The organism is Chthoniobacterales bacterium (assembly GCA_035274845.1).
Classification (GTDB): Bacteria; Verrucomicrobiota; Verrucomicrobiia; order Chthoniobacterales; family UBA10450; genus AV80.
This window is the reverse complement of record DATENU010000012.1, coordinates 28,422-41,220: the sequence shown is the minus strand read 5'-3', so window position 1 is coordinate 41,220 and position 12,799 is coordinate 28,422. Positions and strand designations below refer to the sequence as shown.

7 protein-coding genes and 10 tRNA genes are annotated in these 12,799 nt (G+C 60.0%); 15 read left to right on the top strand and 2 right to left on the bottom strand.

All coding sequences use genetic code 11. From position 1 onward, the window contains the following. Positions 1-12: 12 nt before the first annotated feature. Positions 13-423 (bottom strand): aspartate 1-decarboxylase, encoded by a 411-nt coding sequence (gene panD, locus VJU77_08345; GenBank protein ID HKP03352.1) that lies wholly within the window; start codon positions 421-423, stop codon positions 13-15. An 842-nt stretch (positions 424-1,265) separates the two neighbouring features. On the opposite strand from panD, the gene VJU77_08340 reads away from it, so the two are divergent. From VJU77_08340 to VJU77_08270, 15 genes are all read left to right on the top strand, one after another. Next, positions 1,266-1,339: transfer RNA gene (locus VJU77_08340), tRNA-Gly, on the top strand. A gap of 97 nt (positions 1,340-1,436) precedes the next feature. After that, positions 1,437-1,509: transfer RNA gene (locus tag VJU77_08335), tRNA-Met, on the top strand. Between the two features lie 737 nt (positions 1,510-2,246). Further along, positions 2,247-2,321, top strand: a tRNA-Arg gene (locus tag VJU77_08330). 244 nt (positions 2,322-2,565) lie between these two features. After that, positions 2,566-2,640 (top strand) — tRNA-Phe (locus VJU77_08325). A 341-nt stretch (positions 2,641-2,981) separates the two neighbouring features. After that, positions 2,982-3,057 (top strand) — tRNA-Cys (locus VJU77_08320). 138 nt (positions 3,058-3,195) lie between these two features. Then, positions 3,196-3,271, top strand: a tRNA-Arg gene (locus VJU77_08315). 14 nt (positions 3,272-3,285) lie between these two features. Continuing rightward, positions 3,286-3,360 (top strand) — tRNA-Leu (locus VJU77_08310). A 4-nt stretch (positions 3,361-3,364) separates the two neighbouring features. After that, a tRNA-Leu gene (locus tag VJU77_08305) sits at positions 3,365-3,436 on the top strand. Positions 3,437-3,526: 90 nt separating this feature from the next. Then, positions 3,527-3,603, top strand: a tRNA-Leu gene (locus VJU77_08300). Positions 3,604-3,608: 5 nt separating this feature from the next. Beyond that, positions 3,609-3,680 (top strand) — tRNA-Lys (locus tag VJU77_08295). 278 nt (positions 3,681-3,958) lie between these two features. Beyond that, the gene (locus VJU77_08290) at positions 3,959-4,756 is read left to right on the top strand and encodes a slipin family protein (protein HKP03351.1); all 798 of its coding nucleotides are present in this window, start codon (positions 3,959-3,961) and stop codon (positions 4,754-4,756) included. Positions 4,757-4,880: 124 nt separating this feature from the next. Further along, positions 4,881-5,696, top strand: coding sequence for a nucleotidyltransferase domain-containing protein (locus VJU77_08285; protein HKP03350.1), 816 nt, complete (start codon positions 4,881-4,883; stop codon positions 5,694-5,696). Between the two features lie 199 nt (positions 5,697-5,895). Then, positions 5,896-6,969, top strand: a complete 1,074-nt coding sequence (locus VJU77_08280) for an AAA family ATPase (protein ID HKP03349.1) — start codon at positions 5,896-5,898, stop codon at positions 6,967-6,969. Positions 6,970-7,128: 159 nt separating this feature from the next. Further along, positions 7,129-8,523 (top strand): RtcB family protein, encoded by a 1,395-nt coding sequence (locus VJU77_08275; GenBank protein ID HKP03348.1) that lies wholly within the window; start codon positions 7,129-7,131, stop codon positions 8,521-8,523. 310 nt (positions 8,524-8,833) lie between these two features. Next, on the top strand, positions 8,834-9,337 hold the full coding sequence (locus tag VJU77_08270) for a hypothetical protein (protein HKP03347.1): 504 nt from the start codon (positions 8,834-8,836) through the stop codon (positions 9,335-9,337). A gap of 213 nt (positions 9,338-9,550) precedes the next feature. Here VJU77_08270 and VJU77_08265 read toward each other — a convergent pair whose 3' ends face one another. Continuing rightward, positions 9,551-12,796 carry a hypothetical protein gene (locus VJU77_08265; protein ID HKP03346.1) on the bottom strand — a complete coding sequence of 1,082 codons (3,246 nt, stop codon included), beginning with the start codon at positions 12,794-12,796 and terminating at the stop codon, positions 9,551-9,553. Positions 12,797-12,799 lie beyond the last annotated feature (3 nt).

The window sequence follows — 12,799 nt, the reverse complement described above, 5'->3', positions numbered from 1 at the left end:
TTTCCAGGCCGATCATTCGCCTGCGATTGTCACTTCTCGCTCACTCCGCCCGATCTTCGTCTTGGCCTGCTCACAGCGCACGACCCGGTTCTTCTCATCGAGCACGGCGACGCGTGGATGGTGGGTCTTCGCTTCTTCCGGGGTAAACTGACCAAAATTCATGATGGTAAGACGGTCCCCGATTGCTCCCAGACGTGCCGTGGCGCCATTCAATTCAATCAGGCCCAGTCCGGCCGCCCCGTAGATCACGTAGGTCTCGAAACGCTCCCCGTTCTGGAGATTCCCGACCAGGATTTTCTCGTACGGCATCAGGCCCACCATTTTTGCGATATCCGCCGACACGGTGAGACTGCCCTCATAGTGCAGACTGGCACCGGTGACGGCGGCGCGATGGATTTTGGATTTTAACAGGGTGACTTGCATGGCAGAGCGACAAGAGAGCGTAGCTGCGTGTTTTTGCAATGTTCTTTCGCAAAAGGCGCCGAGGTCATGGTCACGAGACGGTTAGCCCCTCTTCCCCGGGCACAAGCGCGCATCCGAGATCGCCTTCGCTCCTGCGGAAAGATGGCAAGGCCTAACGAGTTAAAGATTGAATAAAAAAAAGCGTTGACACGTCTTGGTAGTTTCACCTAACATCCCAACTCTATCTGATACCTACCATGAAGACGTCACTAACAATCTGGCAACATTGCCCGCGAACCTTTGGGTTAGCGGGGATAGCTGGGTTGTGCCGCGATCTATTTATGGCCCGGCCGAGTTATAGACTCGAAGGCAATAAGGACGCGGAGGTGAGCAGGTAGGAAAAGAACTAGAACGATTTCTTTCGCCCTGCTCGCCCGCGATGGCCAGCAGGGTTTTTTATTGCCCCGATTAACCAAAGGAAAAGAACCAACGACTAAATTTTAATAGCGATAGTGGCGAAAAGAAGGCCCCGGGGCCGGCGCGAACCGGCCCCGGGGCGGGATTGGTCACTTAGCAACAGTAAACTTGGGAGTCCGCTGAAGCGTAACCAATAAGACGGTTACGTTCGCCGGTGCGGTGTGTCAACCGCCCGACCAGGACCTGTTGCTATGAACCAAAACCTACGCCTCAACTTTAACTACAAAGGCTTTGTGGGAGGTGTGCCTGGTAAACACCGAAAGATCCGCCGAGAAAATCCAGCGGGTGCCCGGGCGTTTACCTAACGAATGCTCCAGGCAGCGGTGTTTGTTCTTTTGTCGTAATAGAGGGCGCGGCTGGTAGTCATAGCGGCCGCGCCTTCAAACGCGGTCATCGTTCAGAAGGAGGATGCCTGAATGCCAACCAGGCGACGCCGGTGCGATTCCGGCTGACCGCACCAATTTTTCGACACACGGCGGGCGCCAGTTCGCGCAACGAAGTCTCCAAAACTTTGCCTCCTCGGGGCGGCACCGAGACGCCGTGCCAATATCAACTGTCGCGGAGTCGCCAAGTGGGAAGGCAGCGGCCTCATAAGCCGCTTACGCGTGGGTTCGATTCCCGCCTCCGCTAAGTCTTTGAGCGTTAGTCTCGGCGGCCGCTCAGCCGTTTAAGACGCGCGAACTGACCGGCGATGAGAGCTTCCTTTTTTGCCCGCGACCACTTCTTTATCCCCGCTTCTCGTTTTCGCGCCGCGTTAAGCGTTGCGTGAATTTCGATAAAACCAGTTCGAGCGGCGCATCCACTGCGGTCGTCCGCGCCGCCCTTGCCTCGGCGTGCCGACGCATTCGGCCTATCAGGTCTGCGGAACACCCGATGTATAAGCGACCGGATTGCAGTCGCAGAATGTGGACGACTACGGTGCCCCTCGACAGGCTCGGGGCCATTCGACGCGCCTGCTGGACGAGCGACATTCCCTTTTCTAACGCTTGCCGAAGGCCATGAGCAAGCTGAGCGCAGCGAAGCGCGTCGAATGGCAAGCGGGAGAGCACGGTGCAAAGCCGTGGCGGTCCACCAACTGTTCCAAATCCAGGGTTGGTAGTCGCGTAAAGAGCGCGGGCCGCCTGTAAAGCGGATGTCCGATCGGACCGGCGTCGGAGCGTTACCGACACAACTCACCATTTTCCTGGTCTGTTAGCTCAGCTACGAAGAGCAACCGCCTGTCTAGCGGAAGGTCGTGGGAGCAATGCCCACACAGGCCGCCGATTTGAAGAGCAACATTTTTCGCGCGCGAGGGAGACAGGAACCCGCCTCGCCTGGGACGAGGAGATACTCGGGGCGGCACCGAGGCGCGCGACCATTTCGTTCCAGCTCCCGTGGCCGAGCAGACCTGAGGCATCCGTCTTCTAAACGGAACTACGCAGGTGCAACTCCTGCCGGGAGTAAAACTTCCCCGATGATGTTAAAGGAGCATGTCCGGCTGTTAACCGGATCGTCGTGGTGCGAGTCCACGTTGGGGAGCCATTTTTCAAAACGCCCGATAGCTCAAGAGCAGAGCAACCGGCTTACATCCGGCGGACCGGGGAGCGTTACCTCGTCGGGCGACCATTCTATTCCTCTGTAGCTCAAAAGCAGAGCAATCGGCCGATAACCGATCGATCGCGGCGCAATACCGTGCGGAGGAACCAGGGCTGTGTAGCTGAGAGAGATTAGCGCCTCGCTGAAGACGAGGAGAGTTCGGCGCGATTCCGAACGCAGCCGCCAGTTTCGCTCCTGAAGTGTAAGAGCCATGCATGCCGCTCTGCGAAGGCGGAGGTTCGAGGTGCAAGTCCTCGCGGGAGCAATTCTTTCTCCTTAGCCCTGTAGCTCAATGTAGAGCGCCCGACTTTGACTCGGGAGGTTGATGGCGCAAATCCATCCGGGGCCGCCAACTTATTCCGGCTTGGCAGAGCAGCGCATGCACTCGTCTTGTAAACGAGCCCAGACCGGGGCAGCACCGGTAGCCGGATCCAATGTAGATGGAGATCATGATGTAAGAGCAGCATCCGGTTCTGTGAAAACCGTCGTGTGCGGTGCAAGTCCGACTGATCACCCCATTTCGCTTGGGCGCACAAGGCAAAGTCGTCGAACCAACGGTCTGCAAAACCGACTTACCCGGTGCGAGTCCGGGGTGCGCCTCCATTTCTTAGCCATGTAGCTCAACGAGCGGAGCGCCCGACTTTGGAGCGCGAGGCTGATGGTGCCGTTTCGACGCGCTTCGCTTGCTCAAGGCCCTGAGCCCGTCGAAGGGCGAATCCATCCGAGGCCGCGATCCGTCACGCTCCCGTAGCTCAACGTATAGAGCGCCGCGCTTCGAACGCGGAGGTTGCAGGCGAAATTCCTGCCGGGAGTGCCATTTCCGATTTCCAACCCGGCGTAGCCCAACGCAGAGGCAGCGAGCTCAGACCTCGTCGAGTGCGGGTGCAAGTCCTGCCGCCGGGACCATTTCGCTCCCGTAGCCCAACGCAGAGGCAACGGACTTAAAATCCGTCAAGTGTCGGTGCAACTCCGACCGGGAGCAGTACCCCGTGAATGCAAGAGCCGCGCGCCTCGTCTTTCAAGCGAGTTCTAGCCGGTGCAAGTCCGGCCGCGGGTGCCAATTCCAGAGAATGGTCGCGTAGCCCAACCGGCAGAGGCACAGCGCCGAGAACGCTGCCAGTACTGCTTCGACTCCAGTCGCGACTACCATTTTCGAGCTCGAAGCTTTGGTAGCGAAGCAACCGCCTTTTAAGCGGTTGAGGAGGGTGCGACTCCCTACGGGCTCAACAGATTTCGTCGCCATCGCCATGCGACCGCGCGGCATCGCCGCACGCGGTTTCGCACATTGGCACGCGACGCTCCACAACGGTACTCGGCTGTAAACCGACAGGGTTCGACTCCCAACCCCGATCTGCGTCGGCATCCCGTCCCTAGCGAAAGCAAAGGACAATCGAAAATCAGCTCAGCGTCACCGGCCTCTAGCCGAGTGGCCCGCTGCCGCGCGATGGCTGCTGCCGTAGATCGGCAAATTTTTTTTAACCAAAACAAGAAAGGAACCAACAACATGACTAACGAATACCTGTTCATCATCTTCCTCGCGATCGCTGGTGCGCTTGCGGTGAAAATTGTCCGTGCCCGTTACCGCCACGAGTTCATCGCGAGCGACGGCTTCGCGGGTCTGCTTTATCACGAAGGCAAACTGAGCGGGACGCTGGCGGCCGGTCGCCGCGTTCGCTGGGGCAAACATTATCGCGTTACGCTCGTGGAAGTTCGCAAGACTCTGCTGAACGTCGCCGGCCAGGAAGTGCTGACCGCCGACAACGTGGGTGTGAAGCTCAGCGTCGTGCTGACGATGCAAATCGTCGACGCGGCCAAGAGCGCGCTGACGGCGGACAACTACGCGACGCACATTTATAGCGCCGCGCAGACCGCAATTCGCGCCATCATTGCCGGCGTGACGATGGAGGCGCTGCTCACGCAGCGTGTCGGCATCGGCGCGCAACTCAGCGAGCGCATCGCGCCTCAGGCGGAAGCGGTCGGTGTTAAGATCGACGCGGCCGAAGTACGCGACGTGATGCTGCCGGGCGACCTGCGCAAAGCTTTTAGTGAAGTGCTGAAAGCCAAACAGGAAGGCCAGGCGGCGCTCGAACGCGCGCGCGGTGAAACGGCTGCCCTGCGTAATCTCGCCAACGCGGCCCGCCTCGTGGACAACCAGCCAGGTCTGGCCACCCTGCGTTTCCTCCAAACTCTGGGCGATGCCGGCTCGAAGCAGATGGTCGTGATGAACGACATGTCTGCATTCACGCCGGCGATCAAGGCGCGCGGTAATCCCCGCGCTGCTCCTGAGTCCGAGGAGGCGTAACCATTCGCTGCGTCATACGCAGACCCCGGCGGAGATCGGCTCCGCCGGGGTTCACCCGGAAGGGTTTATTTTCCGAAATCATTTCAAAGCCTACAAACAACCATCAACCGAAAGGAGGTTCCCCATGCACGGGAACGAAGTTCATGAGCGCGTTCGCCACGCGCTGGCTCGTGTCGAACACGAGCAGAACGTGCGCGTGCTTTTCGCGTGCGAAAGCGGCAGCCGGGCGTGGGGTTTTGCCTCGCGCGATAGCGACTACGACGTTCGCTTTCTTTATGTTCACGAGCGCGATTGGTATCTCTCGGTAGAGAATCCGCGCGACGTAATCGAGCGGCCAATCACTGCCGATCTGGACGTAAGCGGCTGGGAACTGCGCAAAGCGCTGCGGTTGCTCCGCAAGAGCAATCCGCCGTTGCTTGAATGGCTGAAGTCCCCGGTTGTGTATCGACACGATCCGGTCTTTCTCGCCGAGTTCGGTGCGCTCGCCGCCGAGTTTTACTCGCCGCGGCGCTGCTTTGCCCACTATCTGCACATGGCCGATGGCAACTGGCGCGATTATCTGCGCGGCCGCGCCGAGGTGCGCCTGAAAAAGTATCTTTACGTTTTTCGGCCGCTTCTGGCCTGCCGCTGGATCGAGCGCCAGCTCGGCCAGGTACCGATGCTGTTCTCCCAGCTGGTGGAGAGCGTCCTGGAGGAAGGGGAAGTTCGCGAGGCGCTCCAGGCTCTCGTCGTGCGCAAGCAGGCCGGTGAAGAGATGGCGGTTGCGCCGCCGGTCGAAGCGCTCTCGCGCTTTGCCGAAGGCGAACTGTCGCGACTCGAGTCGCTCAAGGAGCCCGGTGATGTCGTGGCCGAGATGGAGGAACCGTTTCGACAGGCTCAAGGCCCCGAGCTTGTCGAGGGGTTGAACCGCTTCTTCCGTCGCTACGCATTGCGGGCGTGAAAACAACAGCGCCTGGCAGGCGGCGGCCCCGGCAGCTCCCCAAATTTCAACCGCAGACCAACAACCAAACAGAAAGGAGGTGACGCCAATGAGTCATCGAGATCGGCGCATCCGCGCCAATCCGCGCGCCGGGGTGAACGCGCGGCTTCTTCGGAAGCAACCCACACCCGCATCAACTAAAACAATTCCAAAGAACCTAATGAACAAATCAATCACATTCACGGGCGACTGGGCGCTGCACGGGATCATGTCCGATCTCGGGGTGGATTTTGCCCTTTCGCCGTTCCACCGGATCGGCTTCAAAGTCGATGAGGCTGGAATCCAGAAGCTCTCGGAGCATTACGCCGACCGCGTCTTTCGGGCGCGGCAGTGGTTCCGCGACGAGAAATTAAGTTGGACAACGCTCCTGCTTCGCTTCGAGGAAAAAGCGTTCCTCGTCGCCCACGGCGATGGGTGCAACTGGGCCGAGATCATCGCGTCCAGCGCCGAGAACGTGCGCGAGCTGCACGCGGAAATCCGCAAGGTCCTGCATGGCGAAAACAAGCCAAAGCAGCCTGCGTTTTTCATGCTGCGCTACGACTACAACGACATCTCGGCCGACCCGATCGAGAACCTGCCGGAAGCTGTCACCGACGACTTCCTGCGTCTTTGCTACGGCGAAGACATTCTCGAATGGGTGGCGCAATTTGGAGAAAGAACTGTTGCGCGCGCCGGTGGTCTGACGATTTTCGACGGACCGCCGGGCACGGGAAAGACAAGCCTCATCTCAGAGATGATTCGGCGCCTGGAAAAGACTCACGTCTTCTACTCGCTGCCGGTCTCGCAGGACAAGGCGCTCTCTTCCCCGGAGCTGGTGCCGTTCTGGCAAACGCAGAACACCCGTCATGCTGATCGCGTTAAGGTGATCGTCATGGAGGACGCGGAGCGTTTGCTCTGGCGGCGCACCGGCGACAACCGCGAAGCGGTCTCGTCGTTGCTCAACATTGCCGACGGCCTCATGGGCCGGATGCTGCGATTGCACATCATCTGCTCGGTCAACGCGAAGATGGAGGATCTCGATCCTGCCGTTCTTCGCCCGGGCCGTCTGATGAATCATCGCCGCTTCGAGCCGTTGAGCCGCGAAGCTGCCGAGCGCCTCGCCGCGGACCGCGGCCTGGCCTTCACGCCTAACGAGTGGTCGGAAGGCTACTCCCTGGCGGAAGTCCTCAATCCCGGCTCGCACGAGCTGGCGAACGACAAGCCGTCCATCGGATTCCAAATCTGGTCGAGGTAGGGACGCTGCGCTGCGGCGTTCTTTAGTGTGGCTGCGGTTGGGAAGTCTCACCCGTAGCCACACGCCTCGGACGGCGCAGCGCACCCTCCCTACGATTAACGACAAAAGAACAAACACCGCTGTGTCAGTAGAAGTGTAATTTTAGAATTGAAGGACCACATGAATACGAAAGACCTCATCGCAATCGGAGTGCCACCGGGCGAACCGGTGAAGCGCGCGCACGCCTTCATCGTGGCGTTCCGGGAAAGCGGGGGCGACATGTCGCAGCTCTCAAACGAGATCGGTGCCATCGTCGGCCAACCGGAAGCATTCCTGAACGATCCGCTACGCGAATCCTTTGCCCGCTCCCTTTACCAGCCCGCCTTCAAACAGCGTGAAACGCTCGCGCCCTGGCAGCAATGGGGTTCCGGCCTCGAGCCCGACGCCGTCAAGCAGATGGCGAACGCCTGTGCCCTGCCGGTTTCTGTCGCGGGCGCCCTCATGCCGGATGCGCATGTCGGCTACGGATTGCCAATCGGCGGCGTTCTGGCCACCGAGAACGCGGTGATTCCTTACGCTGTCGGCGTCGACATTGCCTGCCGCATGAAGCTCACCGTCTTCGATCGCAAGGCGAACACGATCGCGGGAGAGCAGGACCGCCTGGCCAATATCATCGAACGCGAGACGCGCTTCGGCGTGGGCTGTGGATTCAAGCCGCGCCGCGATCACGACGTGATGGATGAAGACTGGACCGTCTCGCCGATCACGCATCGCTTCCGCGACAAAGCCTGGACACAACTCGGCACGAGCGGCAGCGGAAACCACTTCGTGGAATTTGGCGCCTTTACCATGGTCGACCAGTCGTTAGGCCTGCCCGCGGGCGAATACCTCGCGCTGCTCACCCACAGCGGTTCGCGCGGCACCGGTGCGCAGGTTTGCCAGCACTACAGCCGCCTCGCGATGGCTCGTCACACCGAGCTGCCCAAAGAGCTTAAGCATCTTGCCTGGCTCTCGCTCGACGATGAAGCAGGCCAGGAATACTGGGCCGCGATGAACCTGATGGGCCATTACGCCGCGGCGAACCACGCCCTCATCCATAAATTCATCGCCCGCTCGTTAGGCGCGACAGTCCTCCTCGACATCGAGAACCATCACAACTTTGCCTGGAAAGAGCGCCACCTCGTTGGCGGCGAGGAACGCGAAGTCATTGTTCACCGCAAAGGGGCCACACCCGCCGGTCCGGGCGTGCTCGGCATCATCCCGGGCTCGATGGCCTCGCCCGGTTTCGTTGTCCGCGGGAAAGGCCAGACCGAGTCGCTCCACAGCGCTTCGCACGGCGCCGGCCGCGTCATGAGCCGCACGAAAGCGCTCCAGTCCTTCACCTGGAATGCGGTTAAGAAACAGCTCGCCGAAAGGGGCGTTACCTTGCTTTCGGCCGGACTGGACGAAGTGCCCGGCGTTTACAAAGACATCGAAGCCGTCATGGCGGCGCAAACCGACCTCGTCGATGTCCTCGGCCGCTTCGATCCAAAGCTCGTCAAAATGTGCCCCAGCGGCGAGCGACCGGAAGATTGATTCAAAGTTACCGCGCCTTCGGTGCTATACGTGAGTCACGTATAGCACCCTCTTGCGGCGAATAGGTGGATCGTGCGCTCCGTCGGCGATTTTTCGGACAACGTTTCGTGCCCAGCGTCTTGTCGAGCGGTCCCGCCCGCGCGGGACTCGATCCTTCCACGGCAGCTGCGCATTTTGAATTGTAGGGCAACCGCACCGGTTGCCATCCTTTCGCTCGGCAAGCGGAGCGCTTGCCCGACGAAGCTCTCTCGTCACTCGTCACCTGTCACTACCCTTGATCTTTGCTCCCGCTTCCCTCTTAATCCCAGCGATGCAACCGGGCGAAGCACTCAGCACGGCGGCGCAGGTGGCTGTCACACTGGCCGGTTTCGCTGGCATCGTCGTCGTCTTCCGGCCAGACTCCGTTCATCGCTGGTCGGCGATCGACCGATTCCGGCTCCAGCTCCTGCTCACAAACTCCGCCTTGCCGCTGGCCGAGGCGCTCTTCGGCCTCCTCTTGCTGTCGGCCGATCCGCCACCGGCCAGCATCTGGCGCTGGTGCAGCGGCTTCGGGTTCGCCGCGCAGCTGCTGGTTATCGTTGGCACGCGCAATCGCACCCGACGGCTTTCACGGGCCGATTTGGAGGGCGTGCACAAGTTACTCTTCTATCCAATCGCCCTGCTCGCGACGGCCGCGATGGCGCTGCAGGCCATCAACTTTTCCGTCTGGAACCGGTTCTGGCCTTTCTTCGGCCTCATCTTCATCCACCTGGTCGCCGCCCTCGCCCAGTTTGTCCGCATGGTCCTCCTCCCGCCCCATTCGCCCGCGGACTGATGAGATCGCCAGCTCGGCGCATTTCGGGTGCTTGCGGCGACTGCCCGTTCTGCCTCTGATGATGTCACATGTCACGATCGGCCACGACGATCCCAGCTCCTCGGTCTCGGCATTGGTTTTCCCGTCGGCTATTGGCTCGGCATTGCGCTGCTCTGCGCGAAGGCGCGGCGGCGATGGCCGCGAGCAAAAAGCGAATGGGGCTCAGCGAAACAATCAGCGCCGAAACTGTTCGCGGGCCAGGCGCGTGACCTTTCGGGCGATTCCCTCGGGGTCGCGCAGAGCGTCGGAGCCAGCCGGACTGGATTCCATCGCGTCGAGGAAAGCCGATAGTTTCTGCTTTTGTTCGGCCGACAGCTTGCTGCTCAGCCGATTTATTTCTGCCTCGAACCGCTTGAAACGTTCGGGGTTCTCTTTCTCGATAAAGTCGTTGTTCTCCCCGATCGCCAGCGCTATCAGCAGTCGCGCGCGCGTAACGGCATCCGGTTCCTCCCAGAGGCTCATCAATTTTCGAGCCAGATGGAAGCGGCCGGTTAGCGGGCCGACGGCGCCTCCGAAGCTACCAGCTTTCCTGTCCTCGAACTCATCTCCATTTCGTGTCGCCAATCGCTCGACATCGGGTTGCAACACGCGCAGGTCCGCCGACCAAATTAACCAGATGAGCGCGGAGACAGACTTGTTCGTGCTGGACAAGTGCGGTTTTACAATAGTCACCAGGCGAGGGTTAAAACGGTCCGGATCCAATTGGGCGAGCTGAGCCAGTACGCCAAGAATCCGGCAGTACTGGGATGCGTCCGAAGTTGCATCGAGTTGGCTAACGATGTCCTCAAAATATTCAGTGCGGCCCCGAAGTGCGAGAGCCTTGCACGCTTGAACTTGCGTATAGGTATCGGTCCCATCCGCTTGATCGCGCTCGAAAAGCTTGAACAAAGCTTCGTCGATCTCGCGGCCGGAGAATCGAAGCGGATTGCTCGCCGGGACGAGCGCGTCGATGGCGCGTCCGCGTTCCTCCCAGCCAGTCTTCGGATCGTGTAGCATCTTGATAATTGTCGCAAGGCGCTGGGTCTCGTTGGGGATGCTGCCGGCGTCGGCCAGGACTAGAAAAGCGGAGATGGTGAGCGCGTCGATTTTCTCAGGCGGCAAGTCGCGCGCAAGCATGGCTGCGCGGATCGGATCGACTTGCGCCAGCGCAGCGTAGAATTGGCGCGCCCACTTTCCGTTGGTTTTTCGGGACAGGGTTTCGAGCGCGTCGGCATATCGTTTTCGATCCAACTGGGCGAGACACCGCAAGGCCCATTGACCGTCATCCGAGCTGGAAATGGCGAGCGCGCTCAGGCGAGCCGGGTCGGTTGCGATCGCCAGCTTACGCAGCGAAACGATAATGGCCTGACGGAGAAGATCGGGACTGCCGCTGATGTCGTCATAGAGGGCAGCCTCACTTTCAGCATCGAGCACAGTACGTTGTTCCTCGATGTGTTTTCGCTTCTTTGGATCCTTGACCTCGAAAGGCGAAGGCAATTTGCTCCGCTCGGCGGATATCTCGTCGTAGCTGCGTTTCGGAGGAGCAGGGGAGGGCAAGGCTGCTTCGATTTCGCGTAAACGCGGCGCGTCCGAAACGACGCTGAAATCTCCGGCAAATTGCGCCGCTACGCTCAAAATCGAAAACGAAATTCTCTCCTGTGCCAAAGAGAACCAGCCAAGGAAGCGCTCGCTGAAATCCTGCAAACGTTTCCGTTCCGCCTCGGTATAGACGGGTGCGGACGTTTCTCGGAGCTCGCTCGGGCGTTGCTCCGTCGGTTCGAACTGCGACCACGTCTGGCCGAGCGACGCCGGTAGCGCGCTTGTGATCAAATACCATGCAAAATTTAGAAATGTCTCCGGCGTGTAATCGTCAGTCCAGCGCTCACGCAGGCTATAATCCAACCCATTCGCATGGTCGATCACCGCGCGGTCATTCACGCGCATGACGAAGTGGCCTCTCCCGCCGCCCGTTGAGACGATCCGCTCGGTTTCGGAGTCCGTAATGACGCTCCGGCTGCGAACGCGATCCAGCCACCAGAGGACGTGAGCGAGCTTGCGAGCTTGCTCGTAGGGCAATGCGCAAATTCGCAAGTCGAACACCGGTTGATCGTAAACAGCGTTATAGAAAGTAACGCCGGCGGCTGACGATCCGGCGAAAGCCACATACGAGTCGTCTGGATCGACCCGAACGAAGTAATGGCCGTCGATCGCGTTGTAGCAACGAGCCGAAGCATCTGAAAAAGCGATCGTGCAGTGCGGGGGCGGTTCGGTGTTGTCCCGATCGTCGATCGCGATTTGGTAATGCTCGCGGTGCTTCTGTGTCCGATTTGCCTCGACATACGCCAGCGCGGCGGCTTTCGCGTCCATCGTCCAAAAATTCTCCGGCAGGCGGCTCGTGTTTTCAGATTCGCGCTCGAACTCGCTCTTGCCGTGAGCCATGAATCGAATCAGTTCCGCGTCAGGCGCGTCTTTCAAAGACACATACTGATAGGGCTCGGCCGGTGACGGGGGTGGAGTCGACGCTACGATGCTCTCAGACGTGAGCTCATATTTTGAGACGGCGTCCAGATCTTTCGGGAAGGTCGACTTGGCTGCCTTGAGCCGCGCGAATTCTTTCCAGAGGTTCGCGCCGTTGATGATACGGAAATGATCGCCGGCTTTTCCCTGCGGACCGATGTAAGCCCGCTTCGCTTTGTCCCACTTCCAAACCGCTTTCGGGATCAAGCCCTCCGCGGTGCGGGGCCCGGCTTCGATGTCCGAAACGCCATCGCCGTCCTGATCGGTCAGACGGTAGGTCCATTCATCGTTCTCCCAGTTTAGCAGCACGCTGAGAACCGGCTCAGCCTTCGCCTTCACGACCGACATCGTCAAAACCGTGGCAGTCCCGCCGCCTTCCACGCCGAAGATCATCGAGTCGACCCGTTCGATGAGTCCGTCTCCGTTAATGTCGGCGAGGGTGCCGCTGCTGAGAATAGGATCATTTCCGAACGGCCTGAGGACGCGGCCGTCCGCGGTGAAGGCACAAATCGCTTGTTCTTTCCCGGCGGCGCCGCCTGGGCTGGGGGGCACGGGTGGGAAAAGTTCGCGCGGGTTCTTAACTGCATAAGAATCGTTGCTCGATTCCGTTTTTGTCCCATCCTCAAAGCAGGAAAGCACCAGATAGATCGGCGGCCGAGGCTTCTCCTGTGGGCAAACGAGAAGCGTTGAATCGTAGTGTGACGCTTCGAACGTCTTGAAGTCCGCATGTTTGCGGGGCTCAGCCCTCCGCCAGAGTTCGTAAAAGGCGCGGGGCCGCTGCTCGTCGTCGGTGAGACGCTGCACCAACTCCCTTCCGGAAAGATTTGCGAATCTGGCTTGTTCCTCATCCGGCGGGGGCGCGGCGGCGGACATCCGGAGCGCCGCAGACAGACCGAGAGCAAGTGCGAGGGGAAACCTCTTCATGGT